Genomic DNA, 16,761 nt, shown 5'->3' on the forward strand with positions numbered 1-16,761 from the left:
GAGTGGTTTGCTGACCTCAAAGGCCGCATCAACAATATCCGGGCGACGGCACCCTCATGGAGGAAGAATCACAGTGACTAACACTACCAACCCGACCAACAGCTACACGGTGCCGTCGGTATCCATCGCTACAGCGCATACTGGAGCATCCAGCAAGGCCAACGAGCTGGGCATGCGCACCATGCAGGAACGTGCCTATACCAAGCGCGGCGAACAGTACCTGCTGATCAAATCGCCACCCGCATCGGGCAAGTCCCGCGCCCTGATGTTTATCGCGCTGGACAAGCTGAATAACCAGGGCCTGCAACAGGCCATCGTCGTAGTGCCCGAGCGCTCCATTGGCGGTAGCTTCGCCGATGAGCCACTGAGCCAGCATGGCTTCTACTGGGACTGGCAGGTGGCCCCGCAGTGGAACCTGTGTAATGCCCCTGGCATCGATGAGCCGCGTGTAGCCAAGTCCAAGGTAGATGCGGTGCGCGCCTTTCTAAACAGCGGCGATAAGGTGCTGGTCTGCACCCATGCCACCTTCCGCTTTGCTGTGGAAGAGCTGGGTATCGACGCCTTCGATAACCGCCTGATTGCCATCGACGAGTTCCACCACGTTTCCGCCAACCCAGACAACAAACTGGGCAGCCAACTGAGCGCGTTTATCAACCGCGACAAGGTGCACCTGGTTGCCATGACCGGTTCCTACTTCCGTGGAGACAGCGAGGCCGTGCTGGCTCCGTCGGAAGAGAACAAATTTGAGACGGTGACGTACACCTATTATGAGCAGCTCAACGGCTATCGCTGGCTCAAGTCGCTGGATATTGGCTACTTCTTCTACACCGGCCGGTACGTGGATGCGGTCGCAAAGGTGCTGGACCCGGCGCTGAAAACCATCGTCCACATTCCAAACGTAAATGCCCGTGAGAGCCTCAAGGACAAGGAGCGCGAGGTTAACGAGATCATGAGCGCGCTGGGTGATTGGCAGGGTGTAGACCCGGCCACCGGCTTTCACCTGATCAAAGCCAAAGACGGTCGCACGCTGAGAGTGGCCGACCTGGTGGATGATAGCGACCCAGGCAAACGCTCCAAAGTGCTCGGCGCACTGAAAGACCCGGCGCAGAAGAACAACCGCGACAATGTGGATGTGATCATCGCGCTGGGCATGGCGAAGGAAGGGTTTGACTGGATCTGGTGCGAACATGCGCTGACCATCGGCTACCGTTCGAGCCTGACTGAAATCGTGCAGATTATTGGCCGCGCCACCCGCGACGCCGAGGGTAAGGAGCGCTCGCGCTTCACCAACCTGATCGCCGAACCTATGGCTGATCAAGCTGCTGTAGCCGAAGCGGTAAACGATATGCTCAAAGCCATTTCCGCCAGCCTGCTGATGGAACAGGTGCTGGCCCCGCGCTATGAGTTCACCCCGAAAGATACCGGGCCGAAAGAAGGCTTCAATTACGGGCCAGAGGGGTACCAAGCAGGCGGCACTAATCTAGGCGTGAATGAAACCACGGGCCAATTCCATGTCGAGATTAACGGCCTGACCACACCGCAGAGCACAGAAGCCACGCGCATCTGCAAAGAAGATTTGAACGAAGTAGTAACCAGCTTCCTGCAGGATAAAACCGTGCTGGAGCGCGGCCTGTTCGACAAGGAAAACACCCTGCCAGAAGAGCTGACCCAACTGCGCATGGGCAAGATCGTGCGCGAGCGTTACCCGGACTTGAGCGACGTCGACCAGGAAGCCATCCGCCAACACGCTATCGCCGCCATGAACATTACCCAGCAGGCCAAGTTGATGTTGGCTCAGGCCGACGCCAACGGGAGTGACGTTGTACAAGGCAGCACTGCTCTGCTGGATGGCGTGCGCAAGTTCGTTAACGTACGCGAGCTGGACATTGACCTGATCGACCGCATCAACCCCTTCGAGGCAGCTTATGCGGTACTGGCGAAGGCGATGGATGAGAAGTCCCTACGCCAGGTGCAGGCCAGCATTGCGGCCAAGAAAGTGAGCATTCCTCGTGATGAGGCGGTTGAACTTACAGATCGCGCTAGAACTTTCAAGCGCGAGCGAGGCCGCCTTCCAGACATCAACTCTGCAGATGCCTGGGAAAAGCGTATGGCCGAAGGCCTTGTTGCTTTCATGCGCTACAAAGCTCAGGAGTTGGCAGCGAAACAAAGTGGGGTGATCGATGAGTCAAATTGATGAGGACGAACTGCTCGCTGAGCTTGGCCTTGAAATCGCTCCCCTAAAGGCTGCCACTCGAACCCCTCGCGAAGAACGCATCATCGCTGGCTTCGAGGACATTCAGCGCTTCTATCAGACCCACGGCCGCGCCCCACTGCATGGCGAAGATCGCGACATCTTTGAACGCTTGTACGCAGTGCGTCTGGATCAGCTACGCAGGCTGCCGGAGGCACAAACCCTACTGGCCGGCCTGGATAGTCACGGCCTACTGCCAGGTAATGCGGTAGCCACGGTAAATGTGGGTGACCTGGATGAGGACGCCTTGCTCGCCGAGCTAGGCATCGGCAGTGAGCCCGTCGACCTGGACGACATCACCGTGCTGCGGCATGTGCGTTCAAGTGCGGCAATAAAGGCGGCAGAAGAAATTGCAGCCCGGAACCCATGTAAAGACTTCGAGAGCTTCAAACCACTTTTTGATGAGGTTGAAGCCGGCCTAAAACAAAACCTGTGGATAACCAAGCCCTTTGGCAAGAACGCCAGCATCGAGGCAGGGGACTTCTTCATTCTGAGCGGACTCATTGCCTATGTCGCCGAGGTGGGCGACACCTACAAGACGCCGAACGCGGAGACGAATGGGCGTTTGCGCGTCATTTACTCCAATGAGACGGAAAGCGATCTTCTACTACGATCCCTGCAGCGGGCGCTCTACAAGGACAGTGAGGGACGTGCCGGATCTCGGCTCATCAGGGTAGATTCAGGCCCACTGTTTAGCGACATAGCCGAGCCGGACGACATAGAAAGCGGCACTATCTATGTGCTGCGCAGCCAGTCCAGCCACCCCTTCGTAGCCGAGCACCGCGAGCTGATCCACAAGATTGGCGTGACCGGTGGCAAGGTGGAAGCCCGCATCGCCGCCGCGGCGAAGGATGCCACCTACCTGCTGGCAGATGTGGAAGTGGTCGCAACCTACAAGCTTCACAACCTGAACCGCACCCGGCTAGAAAACATCTTCCACCGCCTGTTCGGCGCAGCGCAGTTGGACTTGACCATCGATGACCGCTTCGGCAATCCGGTCAAGCCGAGGGAATGGTTCCTGGTACCGCTGCATGTGATCGACGAAGCGGTTGAGCGCATTCGGGATGGGTCGATTACCGGTGTCGCGTACGATCCGCAGACGGCTCGCTTGATCAGCTAAGGCGCAGCTAAAGCGTGACGATCAAATCCGGGCGGAAGCCAGTCTCTTCGCCCGGATACCCTCTAGGGTTGCAAACTACACGAGCGCCTGCCGCGTCATAATTGACGGCTGTATGCGCATCCATGTGAGTGCCGGCACGCGGGCTGCCTCAGGCAGTTTCATCGTGACTTAACCTACGTTAGCCTCGACCAGTCGCAAAGGAGATGACGGTACATCCAGCATGTACTGCCTGGTCACCATCTCTGCCGTAAGCCCGGCAGCTGTCAACACCCGCTTCCAGGTACCGTAATCCAAGAGATTGATCGCCCTCTGTACCAGCATAGGCGACTCCATAGGGATCAACTCGTCAAACTCTTCGTGCTTCGTGAAACCCTTTCGATTGAGATACGTGAAGCCCGATTTAGCTTGTTCGGCGGTGAGCAGATTGAGGGTGTGAGCCCTGAAAATGAGCGCCTTGAAGCTTACCTTCCAACGAAGCTTCATATCCTTGAGTGCCGGCCAGTTCAGGTACTTTCCTCGCATAGGGGGAAACTCTGATGCGAAACTTGCCCGGGGCATCAACAAAGCACTGGCAAACTGGTTAGCCTGATCCTCAGTAAGGCGGCAACCGGTCTCAATACCTTGGTGCATCACCAAATGGCCCATTTCATGGGCAAGGTCGAAACGTTGCCGGCATGGATTCACCTTTGCGGTGTTCCTCACGATCAACGGTCGTTTGTTGGACAACGAGAACGCATCGACCTTGTCATCGGCTTCGGCCAGGTTCACCACCAGCACTCCAACTTTTTCTGCCAGCTTGGTCACACTAGACAGGGGGCCGATCCCCAGGCCCTGTTCACGGCGAAATTTTTCAGCAACCTGCTCGATCTTGTTGATACCGGATACCGGCTCCTCAAGCATGCTGAAACTCACTGCAGGAAAGGCAACCTCCTTATCCAACTCGTCAATCAGCAGCTCAAACATCTCGACCTGAGCCGCAATGGTCTTCTTGAGAGTCTGCGAGGAGGATCGGACGCTTCGAAAATGGCATTGCTCCAACTCCACCGAACCGCGTCGTGGCGTGAAGAAAAAACTCTCGCGCACGCCCAAGGCTTCAGATAGCTGGGCAAGTTGGGTGCCAGAAGGAATCGCATTGACTTCCAGCTTGTGCGCGTATTGCCGGGTAACGCCCAAGAGCTCTCCGATATCGGCGAGCGAACGCCCCGCCGCGCATCTAGCGAGACGGAGCTTGTCGGGCGAAAACTCGTCGCCAAGAGGCAGAAAGCCTGTTCTGTCATTCATTTACTGATCAGCATCTCGTGTTGCGTTCTGGTCTGCATCTTTGTCCCGGCGAGCGACTAATGGTTCATCGATTGCCACCTCTTGTGGAAGCTCGGTGGTACGAGGAGCAAACAGAGGAACGTAGTCATGCACCCACTTACATACGACGTTCCGGTTGGTATCGAAGCCCAGAATCGAAGCAGTCAGCGTCGGCCCGTCAAAGTTGCCGTCAGTATCGACATACAAACGCCAAGTAATGTTCTTGTCGATCGCAGGCCCCAGCAAGCTAGCCTGGTAAAGCTCAACTCGGTTGGATTGCAGTCGATACCCTTTCTTTCTGACCTCGGGATCGTCCATTACCACCTGCATCAGCACGCCATTCACACTCAGCGTGAAGTCCATGGTGCGGTTAGTGAGCAGCAGCCACGGAAGGGCCGGATCGCGGTGGAGGCGTTTGAACCGGCCGTGGACGCGGCCATACGGAAGTGTTCCCATAGTCCAGTTGGTATCGTCATCCGTAGAGGTGACTTCCAACGCACGGTAAGCCGCATCCAGAGCGTTATTGCAGATCAGCTCGACGTATTCCGGCTTCAGCTTCGGTTCCAGCTCACTTGGGTGTTGGATCGGGGGCATGGGCCTCTCCATAAAGCGTGCAAAACACAGGTACTGTCAACCAGGATTTTTGTGCAAATTATCGCTTCTGTCAACCTTCGTGTCCTGATGCTCATAATCCCCTGGTCGCAGTTTCATGTGCTGCCAGGTGCAAGTTATCTCGGCCCAGTCTTACCGACGTACCGATACAACGTTGTTCTCGATACCCCGTATCGCTTGGCTACATTGCTAACCTGAATCTGTGGATCTTTGAGCAAAGCCTTTATTTCGCGGACTTGAGCATCTTCCAACGCAGGTTTACGACCACCTTTACGTCCTCGAGCGCGAGCCGCCGCCAGCCCTGCGCGGGTACGCTCTCGAATCAGGTTGCGTTCAAACTCGGCCAGGGCTGCGAACACATGAAAGATCAGCTTGCCGGCGGCGCTGGTGGTTTCGATTCGCTCGTTGATCGACTCGAACCCCACCCCTTCCTGGTCCAGCCGACTGACGATCCCAACCAAGTCAGGCAAGGAGCGGCCAAGGCGGTCCAGTCGCCATACGACCAAAGTGTCGCCACTGCGCAGAGCTTTGAGACAATGCCTCAGCTCCGGCCTGTCCGCCGACTTGCCGCTCATGGTCTCCTCGTAGGCTATTGAGCACCCAGCCAGAGCAAGTGCATCTCGCTGCAGGTCGAGGTTCTGATCATCAGTCGACACTCGGGCATATCCAATCCGCTTTCCCATACGTTTTTCTCACACTGATTTCGGTACAGGAAAAGTGACAGGAAAGCGGTAAATCCCAAGTCCAAAAGATCATCTGGAATAGGTGTGCCATAAACGACCGTTTTATGTACAACCACCTCGTTGACAGCCCCATTTACCATGAATAGAATCAGACCATATTTCAATTCACAGGAGGCTCAAAATGGGCACAGAAGTCACAGGAAGCGGAGCTGGCGGTCTATTCGACGAGATCAAGCAGGAGATGGCTTCATTCATCGACAAGGGCTTTGCCGTTCTTGAAACTGAGCAGTCCAAGGTCAACAAGGCATTTTTTGATGCCCTGACCATGCAGCAGCGCGACGCCTTCTGCCAGTCACTGGCGGATCAAGGCATCAAAGCGGGCCGAATGGAGCGAATCACTGGCAAAAGTCAGCCAACCGTTAACCGTCACCTGAATGGCAAAAACAGCTAATCGAATTCGCTAGGTGTTGACAGATGGAAGCGGCTTCGGCCGCTTTCTTCTTTTCTGACCGTTTAAGGGACGGACGGGCTCGTCAATTTCAGGCGCTGAAAGCGACCGAAAACGAAGCCCAGGATATTTTTTCTCGCTCAACATTTCTTTTCGCAGCTCAGCACCTGAGCTGAATGGAGAAATGATTATGAAGCAGAGTTTCCACTCACATTTTGATCGGAACTTGACCAGAGCCGGCTCGGCAATTCTCAGGCAGGCAGTCCGGCGCGGGCTTCTCAGTCAGCACGAGGCCATGATCCACGACCAGCAATGGGCGCAGTTTAGTGTTTATGCCTACGAGTCTCATGAGGTAGACATCCTGGAATTCGTCAATAAAAAATTGGTGAGGGAGTACGGGGAAGAGCTCTACACCCAGGCATACCAAGGAAATCTCCCGCTGCAAAACGTGTCTGGCCTGCTTGAGACTGTATATTCAGTAATGGGCTTCGCAACTAATGGGCGCTGGAAAGGCGCAGCGGCTAACGTCGGTAGCCGTCTTGGCTTTCCAAGCCATGCACGGATCACCGTACCGCGCAGTCTTGACCGAACTAAGTTTGAAGCCGCGATGGTGGATATTCAGGCTCTCTACTCAGAGCAGCTAGCAACATTAATCAGGTCAGTTCGATACCTTGGCATGTCATTGCTTGAGGCTTTTTTCTTCGACGCAGAAGACGCTCACAAGGACGCCGAAGAAGAAAACATCTTTTATGTGTTCAGCAAAGATAAACATGAGCATCGGATCATTAATATCTCTGCCCCTGAGCAAATTGTAATTTTGGAGAAGGCCGCGGCATTTCAAAAAATTCAGGGCAGCAGTCACGCGACACCAGCAGCTTGGCGCACATGGAAATTAAAGAACCTACCTGCAGCGCAAGAGCTTTTACTTTCTCACGGACTAAATATTGATGATTGTCGCGCGGCATATGCCTGCGAGCTCTACCGGCGATTGTCTGGTCACCACGCCCCAATTCTTGAGGGAAAAGCTCCCCACGATGAGGATCTGGAGGCTCGGAATCACGTCGCCTACGAGCTCGGGAATATGCGTATTTGGGAAACTGATGCGTACGTCGGTGCCCGAGCCGACCTGCGGACGGAAGCCGCTGCTATCAGTCGCTAAGCCATCGCACAGCAGATTTGGGATTAGATCAGACGCCCTTAACCTTGGCAGACCTCGAATCAAAGGAGTCAGGGTATGGATCGCTTTGAGTTGCTTGTATATGCCGTGCTTGCCGTCATAAGTGTGCTGACTATTGCAGGTGCAATTGGCTATATGGTCGCAGCGTATCTGGACAAGAAGCACGGCGACGATTGAGCCTTCAGCGGAGCGACCAGATACCTGCAACAAACTGTCCGCTGCCCATTGGCAGCGGGCGCGTCCCAAATCCATCGGCAAGGCACCCTACCGCTGCGATACGCAGTACTTCCCCAAGCCTATGAGGTCATGGGATGACTTCAGAAGGGCTGTCAATTTCCGCAGCCTAGCGAAAGTTACCGGAGCGCCGAAGCGTATAGATCAGCAACATGCACGCCCTCCATGTGGCGAGCTAGCTTGCGCAGTACGCTAAAACCCGTGCACCGACTCGCAGGCAACATCTGATCTTGGGTTTTCCGAAAGCTACCGGAGAGTGTCTAGCGACTCATCTATCCGGAACACAAGCATGGAATTTCGTCACCTCGGTAACGGGCTGTACTTCCCACCTATTGCACCAAACGGTCGTGTTTACGCTGTACCTCTTGGTAAGCGGATGGCGAACACACCTACCGAACTCCAGTATTTAGGGCGATGGTGTCCGCGTATTTTAAGCGGACGCGATCACCCTTATCGCCAGGATTTCCATGCGCCAACGCAGCTCTTACCCCAAACCATTTAAAGCCCAGGTCGTCCAGGAATGCTTGCAACCTGGAGCGACGATTTCCAGCGTAGCCATCCATCACGGCATCAACGCCAACGTGATCCGCAAGTGGCTACCGATTTACCGGGATCAATCACCCGCAACTCTGCCGGCCTTCATCCCCGTACAAGCTGCACCCAAGCGCGCAACAGAAGAGACGGTGATCATCTCACTGGTTCTGGGCGATAAATCCGTCACCGTAAAATGGCCAGCCTCAGATCCGGACGGCTGCGCGTGTTTTATCCGTGGCCTGGCCCAATGATTCGTATCGACTCCATCTGGCTCGCCACCCAGCCCATGGACATGCGGGCCGGCACTGACACTGCACTGGCCCGGGTGGTTGCCGTGTTCGGTGCGGCGAAGCCGCACTGCGCCTACCTCTTTGCCAACCGCCGGGCCAACCGCATAAAGGTGCTGGTGCATGACGGCGTTGGTATTTGGCTAGCGGCGCGACGTTTGAATCAGGGCAAGTTTCATTGGCCGGGCATCCATCTTGGCGCGGAGGTCGAACTCGACCCCGAACAACTCCAGGCGCTGGTACTTGGATTGCCTTGGCAGCGAGTAGGTGCAGGCGGCGCAATTACATTGCTCTAATACCTGGCTTATAGCTGTGACCGGAGGACTGCTTTGGTAAAATCCACGGCATGACTTCTTTGCCCGATCTCGATCAAATGCCCCCTGAACAACTGCGCGCGCTGGCTGCGCAGCTGATGTCCAAGGTCGACACCATGGGCAGAAAGATCCATCGTGATGAGACGATCATCGAGCAGCTCACCCACGAAATCGCCATTCTCAAGCGACACAAGTTTGCTAAGCGCAGCGAGCAGATCAGCCCGGCGCAAGGCAGCTTGCTCGATGACCTGCTTAATACCGACCTCGAAGCCATCGAGGCCGACTTAAAAGCACTTCATCCCGCACCCGCGCAGATAGAACCACGCCAGCAACCCAAGCGTGCGCCGTTGCCGCCGCAGTTCCCGCGCACTGTGATCCATCACGAGCCGGACAACACTCAGTGCGCTTGCGGCTGTCAGCTTCAGCGCATCGGTGAAGACGTCAGCGAGAAGCTGGACTACACGCCGGGCGTGTTCACCGTCGAACAGCACGTTCGTGGGAAATGGGCCTGCCGGCAGTGCGAAACACTGACCCAGGCCCCGATGCCGCCGCAGGTGATCGACAAGGGCATCCCCACTGCCGGCCTGCTGGCGCAAGTGATGGTGGCCAAATTCGCCGACCACCTGCCGCTCTATCGACAGGAAAAGATCTTCGGCCGTGCCGGCCTTGCCATCCCGCGCTCGACACTAGCGCAGTGGATGGGTCAAACCGGCGTGCAGCTTCAGCCGCTGGTCGATGCGCTGCGCGAAGCAGTGCTGGCCCAGCGCGTAGTCCACGCCGATGAAACACCGGTACAAATGCTGGCTCCAGGAGAGAAGAAAACCCACCGCGCTTACGTCTGGGCCTATAGCAGCACGCCATTCTCGGCACTCAAGGCCGTGGTCTACGACTTCAGCCCCAGCCGTGCCGGCGAACATGCGCGTAACTTCCTGGGCACGTGGAGCGGCAAGCTGGTCTGTGACGACTTTGCCGGCTACAAGGCAAGCTTCGAGCTGGGCATCACCGAAATCGGCTGCATGGCCCACGCGCGCCGCAAGTTCTTCGACCTGCACGTCGCGAATAAAAGCCAGTTGGCTGAGCAGGCGCTTCACTCGATTGGCGGGCTGTACGAAGTCGAGCGACACGCTAAGGAAATGAGCGACGAAGACCGTTGGCGATTACGCCAGGAAACGGCGGTGCCCATCGCTGAAAAACTGCATGAGTGGATGCTGGCCCAACGCGAACTTGTGCCCGAGGGCTCTGCTACGGCCAAGGCCCTGGATTACAGCCTTAAACGCTGGGTAGCGCTGACGCGCTACCTGGACGATGGTGCTGTGCCCATCGACAACAACCAGATCGAGAACTTGATCCGGCCGTGGGCGCTTGGGCGGTCGAACTGGTTGTTTGCTGGGTCGCTGCGCAGCGGCAAACGGGCGGCGGCGATCATGAGCCTGATCCAGTCGGCACGTATGAACGGGCATGACCCGTATGCTTATCTCAAGGATGTGCTGACGCAGCTGCCGACGCAGCGGGCCAGCGAGATCGAGCGACTGCTACCACATAGCTGGGCGCCTGCTTAGCTACAGGTAAAGCTTTGCTGGTTTCAGCCGAAACATTCCGAACGGAGAAAAAACTGGCTACGGCAGGCTACTACTGAACCATCCTGGGCTCTATCAGACGTCGACTTCATAGAACGTTCGCCTTGGATAGCTTTAAACAACATCTTCAAGCCCTGAGGCCTGCCATGCTTAGAAATGCTCCTTTGAGTACAAAGCTACTGCTTATTTTGATGTTTCCCCTGTTGGGCTTTCTGGTCTTCGCCGGGATTTTTGTAGCTGACAAACGAGAGACACTGAGCGAGATGAACCGAGCGGTCACCGCTACCGGCACCGCGCAGAAACTCAGTGACGTAGTAACCACTATCCAGCGTGAGCGCGGCGCAAGCGGCGTGTTTCTGGGCAGCGGTGGTAAGACGATGCAGGACAAGTTGAAAGTCTTACGCCAAGAAACCGACCGTGCGGTGAGCGCGATGCATGCGCAATCGACCGAGGGTCTTATCGCGCCTGACAAGATGCTGCGCGCAATTGATGGTTTGGCCGGACTGCGTCAGCAGGTGGACACGCTCGCAATCAATAACGGCGAGTCCGGCACCCGATTCACCGATCTTATCAAAAATTTGATCGGCTTCTCTTACTCACTGGAAACCAGCATTGAGGATCCGGAAATCCTGCGTGGGCTGAGTTCACTCAATCAGTTCGTAGACATGAAAGAGCGCTCTGGTCGAGAGCGTGTACTGCTTGGCCTGGCATTCAACCAAAACCGTTTTGATGCGCCGCTGTTGTCACGTTTCAGCCGCAACATGGGCGAGTTCTCCGGCTATTTCGAGGCCTTTCAACGCTGGGCTCCTGCCGTGTTCAAAAATAAGCTGGATGCGGTTCTACAACAGCCCGCATCCGTCGATGTAGCTCGCCTGCAAAAACTCGGATTTGATACGCCTCTAGGCGATCCGCTTAATATCAAACCCGAAGACTGGTTCAACCTTTCCACCAGCCGTATCGACATGATGGCTCAGGTCGAGGCTGAACTGGGCCAGACGGTCGTGAGCCTAGCCAATGTCGCGCGTACCGATGCCCAGCGCAGTCTGTATGTCGCAATAGCCACCGTCATTCTGATGTTGATTGCGGTGCTGTGGCTCGCTTCGGTGATTATTCGCAATATCAAAATCGCTGTGGTCGACGTGAACCGCACCCTTATTTCGCTATCCACGCGTGACCTAACTGCCAGAACCCGTTACACCGGCAGAGACGAGTTTGGCGAGATCTCGCGTAACCTGGATAACATGGCCATACAGATCGGTGAAGTGATCCGTGAGATCGGGAGTGCCACGGCGCAGGTCGCGACCGCCGCCGAGCAGTCTTCGGCTGTGGCCCTGCAAACTAGCAATAACGTCGTCCAGCAGCGTCAAGGCACCGATCAGGTGGTCACTGCCATCAGCGAGATGAGCGCCACGGTCAAAGACGTGGCGCGCAGCACTACCGACGCCGCAGAGATGTCGCAGCGCGTTAATGCCAGCACTATGCAGGGCAAGGCTGAAATCGAGAACACCATCAGCTTGATCAAAGGGCTTGAGGTTCAGGCCGAACAAACATCCCGAATCATTGAGGAGCTCAAGGGTGAAAGCTATTCCATCTCCTCGGTTTTGGATGTGATTCGTGGTGTAGCAGAGCAAACCAATCTGCTAGCTTTGAACGCTGCCATTGAGGCTGCCCGTGCCGGTGAGCAGGGTCGTGGATTTGCCGTGGTCGCCGATGAGGTGCGGAATCTGGCCAAAAAGACTCAGGATTCCACCGTCAGTATCCAGAAGATGATCGCCAATCTGCAATCCGGCTCCGACCGTGCCGCCACTTCCATGCAGGAAACTCTAGGGAAGGCTCAAGAAGGCGCGAGCAACGTAGTGCGCGCAGGGGAGTTGCTAGAAGAAATAGCCGAGGGCATCGCGACCATCAGCGACAGCAACATACAGGTCGCCTCGGCGGCAGAACAACAGAGTCAGGTTGCCGAGGAGATCCACCGCAACGTAAACGACATCAACACTCTGGTTATCCAGGTCAGCGCCGGTGCTGAACAAACCGCCGTCACCAGCCGCGAGTTAGCCCGCTTGGCCGAGCAACAGCAGGGGCTGGTGGGACGGTTCAAGGTGAACTGAGTTACAAGTTTTTTTACCGGATGCTCAAATGCCCGAGAGAATGACTTTCGGGTATTTGAGGATTGGTAGGTGAGAGGGTGACGCGCCTATAAGGGCTACTTTGCTCAACGCGATAAACGAGGCTTTTCATGACGCCGGATGAGGTCAGGCCATGGATTATCAGCCGTCCTACGGCTTTCTGAAGGACTGCTTATACCGTTCTGAGTCATACAAGGTGACTTTGGCAGACGCTTACACCTCTTGGGCAGGAAACCCAGGTAGAAATTTTCTGCCTGACCCCAGTGGGCATCATGGGCGCGGGCATCCTATCGCACTGGTCAGAAATCATTGGTTTTTACTACCACGACGAATCATGGGAGATCATCCCGCGCAATTACTCGGGACGAGGAATGCGCTTCCGCAGAGGCCTATCCTGCATCATGGTGATCGCAGGCAACGAGGCTCTTACGACCCACATCCAGGGCTACCCAATTCCCATCTGCGTAATGAACCGCATTGCATTCGAACAGCAGCGAGGCAGTAAGGGGTAGCGCGTTACCGTCACCACCCGCTGCGCGACACAGGTACCAGCTGGACCGGTACCTACCAATGTTTATTTTATGAAAGTGAAGCCTTTCACTACTAATACAGATCAAAGCTGGCCGGCTGACTTGGTCGTAAGCGTCACTGCTAATAGCAAATACGGCCTCCGCCCCCGCCTACATGGGCTGATGGCCGACAACGAGTAGATTTAGCGCTCTACACTGCTTATAGCCCGAACCCGTCGCCTTCCCTGATCAAGCGCAGCAATATATCTCGCCGTAGTTCACTGCTGATACGAGAAAGCCCCGCCAGACCAAGCTGCACGGGGCTTTCGGGATTTACAATCAGGTCAAATCTGTTCGGCACTGCTTATAGGTACTCAGTCGCTACCCTCCCGAATAGAGGTCGCTATGATTAAGCGCTTGGTATCTAGACAGCTTCTTCTCATAAGCGACCAACGTCCGACGTAGCTGACGATTGTCGCTCGCAACTCTGCGAATCTCAGCAAGCCGCCCCTCAACTTGCAGAACGAGGTGACGGTATGGGTATTCAACAAACTCAAATGAGGAAGCCGGGTATTTATGTTTGCCATTCCCCTTGGCAATAGTCAGGGGCGCGAATTTGTTTTTTTGTCCTTGCAGCGGCACCAGTTTGCACCAGTAGATCGAATACGCATTCGGGCTCACCTGCTTGATTGATACGCCGGCCACAACAGGTTTGACCCCGGTCTTTTTGTACAGCTTCATGGACGTATCCACATAGCTTGCTACCAAGCATCTCGCGTCCGTAAGCAGCTGCTCGTACTGCTGATCCAGCAGGGTGACTATCGTTTGTGCTTCTTTGCTCATGACGAAGGCTCTATTCTTTGTAAGAGCCAAATGGTGACCGATCGCTGAGCATCCGGGATTCGATTTCAGACCGTTCTACCGTCGGAAATCTACGGAAAGTGTGCGGACTGGCTCAGGCTGTGACACAGCTTCGCATCAGATGACCGACGGATGACGACATGTCAGTCGCAGAAAAACATAACGTGCAAAGGATGCACGATAGATGACGACGGCAGCCTTGACCCTGTGCGAAACAAGGTCGACATGTTAGAAGCAGATGACAGCGAGCGGGCGTGTATCCCTGCCAAGCTGCAACTGGCCAATTTCTGCCAGTTACGAAAGGCAGAAATCGGCCAATTGCAGTCATACAGGAAAGGCAGAAAACGACCCGGGGTAGGACCTCGGCCGTTCGGACGCTGCCCTCATTACGACTTTCATCTTGAGCCGCTCCCAACTCGTTCCAACCGCAGCTGTATAAATTCCAGCAACGCCCGAACCCGCGCGGTCACGGAATGGCGGTGGCTGTACGCGCCAAGCAATTGCAGCGGCGCAGCGCGAAGGTCCAGCGACACTTCCCGCAATCGGCCCGCGGCAAGATCTTCCTGGCATGGATAGGCTGCCACTATCGCGAAACCGATGCCTTGCCGCGCGCCCGCCAACGCAAGCTCTCCGCTGTTGACACGATAGCGACTACGCACAGACACCTTCACGATTTCGCCTGTGCCGTCGAGAAACAGCCAGGGCTGGCCCTTCAATGCGCTCAGTGTAGTAATGCACGGCAAGGACTCTAGTTCGCGCACTTGTCGCGGAGTTCCCGTTTTGGCTAACAGAGCGGGAGCCGCGACCACAATGCTGGGTAGCGTAGCGAGTTCGCGGGTGATGATGGTGCTGTCATCCTGGCGCCCACGATGGAAGACGATGGAGAGGTCCACGTCTTCCCGGAGCGCTTCTAAACCGGTCAGGCGTGTGTCGCACTCCAATTCGACGCCGGGATGGAGGCTACAGAATTCGGCCAGGATAGGGGCCAGTAGCCTTGGCGCTTCGCCTGGCATGCACATCCTCAAGGGCCCCCGCAGTTCACGCTGCACCGCGCCAAGTTCTTCCTCAGTTGAGAGCAAGGAGTCGAGCAAAGGTTTTGCACGTTCGTAGAGAAGTCTGCCGGCTTCAGTCATGCGCAGGTGGCGAGTACTTCGCTCCAGCAAGCGAACGCCCAATCTGCGTTCCAGCGAGGCGACGTGGCGGCTGACGTTAGAAGATGGCAGGGACAGCAGGCGCGCCGCGCCGGCAAAGCTTTGTGCATCGACGACCGCCACGTATACACGGACGGTGTTCAGGTCGAGGGCATTGCGCATGATTATCCCGATTAAGGTATTAAAGTCGCCCATTTTTACATAATAGTTCTCCCCATTGACGGAATCTAAGATGCTGTCTCGTCCGATGGGTTGTCGCCGATGGCGCGTTGGGGCGGATTGAATAGGAGATCCAGCGTGGAAATCGGAATACTTGGCGGCGGAATTGCGGGGTTGAGCATGGCGCTTGCCTTGCGCAAGCGGGGACACAGTCCCCGGGTATATGAGCGCCGGGCGGGGCCAGCGACCATGGGGGCTGGCGTGACGCTTTGGCCCAACGCTGGCTTTGTGCTGGAGGAACTGGACCTCCTCCAAGACATCGCGGCAGCGGGTGGCCGGCCAGTGGTAGTGCGCCGCCAGGACGCTGCGGGCAATTCGTTGGGGGGCATAGATATCGCGCTGCTGGACGAGACAATGGGATATCCGACTCATACCATTTTGCGGAGGGACTTGCAGGCCGTGCTGCTGAAGCATGCGGCACAGAGCGGAATCCCGGTGGAGTTCGGGCATCGGGCGGTGGGGATAGATCTGGAGGCTAATGGCAAAGCGGTGGCGCGCTTCCAGAACGGGGTGAGTATCCGTCCAGATCTGCTTATCGGCGCCGATGGCCGTATGGGGTCGGTGGCACGCGAGTTCGTTGCGGGGGATAACACGCCGGTTTATCAGGGATTTGTGAACTGGATAGGTGTGGCGCAGGGGGAAAGTGCGTTGGTGAGCGATATAGCGATTCAGGACTATTGGGGTTCGGGCAATCGCTTCGGTTGCGTGCCGGTCCGGCCGGAGTTGGTCTACTGGGCAGCGGCGCAGGCGCGGCCATTGTCAGGGCCGACGCCCGCAGCCGATATGCGCAAGGAGATCGAGGATCTGTTCGCGGGATGGCCGGAGCCTATCGCCCGTATCATCCAGGCAACGCCGACGCACGCCATCCTAATGATTGCCGTGCACGACTTGGAGCCGCTGCATGCGTGGAGCCGGGCTAATGTGCTGCTTGTGGGAGATGCGGCGCACGCGCCGTTGCCGACATCGGGCCAGGGCGCTTGTCAGGCGTTGGAAGACGCTTGGCACCTTGCTAGATGCCTGGAAGGAACGAACGGCCTTGATGAAGCCTTGCAGCGCTTCGCGGAGATCCGCGGGCCGAAGACCGCCAAGCTGGCCGAGCAGGGTCGAGTCTTCGCTCGAGGTCTGTTTGCCACTGATCCTGAAACCTGCCGCATTCGCAATGAACGCGCCAAGGCGTCCGATCCCTTGCGTGACGTGCAGGCCTTGGCGACAGGATGGTCACAGGGTTTGCCGATGACGGGCTGCATGGACAGCACGCCGATGGATGGCGCTGACTTCGGCAGTCTGTACCGCCTCTGAAAGACTGTGGCAATCTGGACACCGCATGGCGTCTCCGGCCCCGAGACGCCTCACTGTAAA

At 56.5% G+C, this 16,761-nt stretch carries 15 protein-coding genes; 10 read left to right on the plus strand and 5 right to left on the minus strand.

The genetic code is table 11. The features are described 5' to 3' along the window. Positions 1 to 73 precede the first annotated feature (73 nt). Positions 74 to 2,194, plus strand: a complete 2,121-nt coding sequence (locus PspCFBP13528_RS14175) for a DEAD/DEAH box helicase family protein (protein WP_137200432.1) — start codon at positions 74 to 76, stop codon at positions 2,192 to 2,194. Then, positions 2,181 to 3,371 carry a GIY-YIG nuclease family protein gene (locus tag PspCFBP13528_RS14180; protein ID WP_137200433.1) on the plus strand — a complete coding sequence of 397 codons (1,191 nt, stop codon included), beginning with the start codon at positions 2,181 to 2,183 and terminating at the stop codon, positions 3,369 to 3,371. The genes PspCFBP13528_RS14175 and PspCFBP13528_RS14180 overlap by 14 nt, the downstream gene beginning before the upstream one ends. 168 nt (positions 3,372 to 3,539) lie before the next feature. Here PspCFBP13528_RS14180 and PspCFBP13528_RS14185 read toward each other — a convergent pair whose 3' ends face one another. The 3 genes from PspCFBP13528_RS14185 to PspCFBP13528_RS14195 all read right to left on the minus strand — a co-directional run bounded on the left by PspCFBP13528_RS14185 (position 3,540) and on the right by PspCFBP13528_RS14195 (position 5,965). Further along, on the minus strand, positions 3,540 to 4,652 hold the full coding sequence (locus PspCFBP13528_RS14185) for an XRE family transcriptional regulator (RefSeq protein ID WP_137200434.1): 1,113 nt from the start codon (positions 4,650 to 4,652) through the stop codon (positions 3,540 to 3,542). Further along, entirely contained in the window at positions 4,653 to 5,264 is a 612-nt protein-coding gene (locus tag PspCFBP13528_RS14190; protein ID WP_137200435.1) for a hypothetical protein, read from the minus strand. Between the two features lie 134 nt (positions 5,265 to 5,398). Next, complete coding sequence (locus PspCFBP13528_RS14195) at positions 5,399 to 5,965, minus strand: recombinase family protein (protein WP_137200436.1); 567 nt, start codon at positions 5,963 to 5,965, stop codon at positions 5,399 to 5,401. Positions 5,966 to 6,146: 181 nt separating this feature from the next. Here PspCFBP13528_RS14195 and PspCFBP13528_RS14200 point away from each other — a divergent pair, with 181 nt between their 5' ends. The 7 genes from PspCFBP13528_RS14200 (at position 6,147) to PspCFBP13528_RS14230 (ending at position 12,644) form a co-directional block, all read left to right on the plus strand. Beyond that, a complete protein-coding gene (locus tag PspCFBP13528_RS14200; protein ID WP_055127889.1) occupies positions 6,147 to 6,416 on the plus strand; it encodes a hypothetical protein in 270 nt (89 codons plus the stop codon). Positions 6,417 to 6,439: 23 nt separating this feature from the next. Continuing rightward, a complete protein-coding gene (locus PspCFBP13528_RS27515) occupies positions 6,440 to 6,589 on the plus strand; it encodes a hypothetical protein (RefSeq protein WP_161594762.1) in 150 nt (49 codons plus the stop codon). A 14-nt stretch (positions 6,590 to 6,603) separates the two neighbouring features. Beyond that, a complete protein-coding gene (locus PspCFBP13528_RS14205; protein WP_137200437.1) occupies positions 6,604 to 7,572 on the plus strand; it encodes an integrase in 969 nt (322 codons plus the stop codon). A gap of 719 nt (positions 7,573 to 8,291) precedes the next feature. Next, on the plus strand, positions 8,292 to 8,609 hold the full coding sequence (locus tag PspCFBP13528_RS14215) for a transposase (RefSeq protein ID WP_015885959.1): 318 nt from the start codon (positions 8,292 to 8,294) through the stop codon (positions 8,607 to 8,609). Next, positions 8,606 to 8,941 carry an IS66 family insertion sequence element accessory protein TnpB gene (gene tnpB, locus PspCFBP13528_RS27840; RefSeq protein ID WP_015885960.1) on the plus strand — a complete coding sequence of 112 codons (336 nt, stop codon included), beginning with the start codon at positions 8,606 to 8,608 and terminating at the stop codon, positions 8,939 to 8,941. Before PspCFBP13528_RS14215 ends, tnpB begins: the two co-directional genes overlap by 4 nt. A 50-nt stretch (positions 8,942 to 8,991) precedes the next feature. Then, positions 8,992 to 10,518, plus strand: a complete 1,527-nt coding sequence (locus PspCFBP13528_RS14225; protein WP_137200439.1) for an IS66 family transposase — start codon at positions 8,992 to 8,994, stop codon at positions 10,516 to 10,518. Between the two features lie 209 nt (positions 10,519 to 10,727). Beyond that, complete coding sequence (locus PspCFBP13528_RS14230; RefSeq protein WP_043205934.1) at positions 10,728 to 12,644, plus strand: methyl-accepting chemotaxis protein; 1,917 nt, start codon at positions 10,728 to 10,730, stop codon at positions 12,642 to 12,644. A 908-nt stretch (positions 12,645 to 13,552) separates the two neighbouring features. Here PspCFBP13528_RS14230 and mobI read toward each other — a convergent pair. Both mobI and PspCFBP13528_RS14245 read right to left on the minus strand, forming a co-directional pair. Further along, a complete protein-coding gene (gene mobI, locus PspCFBP13528_RS14240; RefSeq protein ID WP_137200440.1) occupies positions 13,553 to 14,014 on the minus strand; it encodes a conjugative transfer protein MobI(A/C) in 462 nt (153 codons plus the stop codon). Between the two features lie 413 nt (positions 14,015 to 14,427). Next, a complete protein-coding gene (locus tag PspCFBP13528_RS14245) occupies positions 14,428 to 15,345 on the minus strand; it encodes a LysR family transcriptional regulator (RefSeq protein WP_099603304.1) in 918 nt (305 codons plus the stop codon). Positions 15,346 to 15,480: 135 nt separating this feature from the next. Between PspCFBP13528_RS14245 and PspCFBP13528_RS14250 the strand changes: the two genes are divergently transcribed. Then, positions 15,481 to 16,701 carry an FAD-dependent monooxygenase gene (locus PspCFBP13528_RS14250; protein WP_137200441.1) on the plus strand — a complete coding sequence of 407 codons (1,221 nt, stop codon included), beginning with the start codon at positions 15,481 to 15,483 and terminating at the stop codon, positions 16,699 to 16,701. Positions 16,702 to 16,761: the final 60 nt, after the last annotated feature.

The organism is Pseudomonas sp. CFBP13528, from assembly GCF_005233615.1.
GTDB classification, from domain to species: domain Bacteria; phylum Pseudomonadota; class Gammaproteobacteria; order Pseudomonadales; family Pseudomonadaceae; genus Aquipseudomonas; species Aquipseudomonas fluorescens_AM.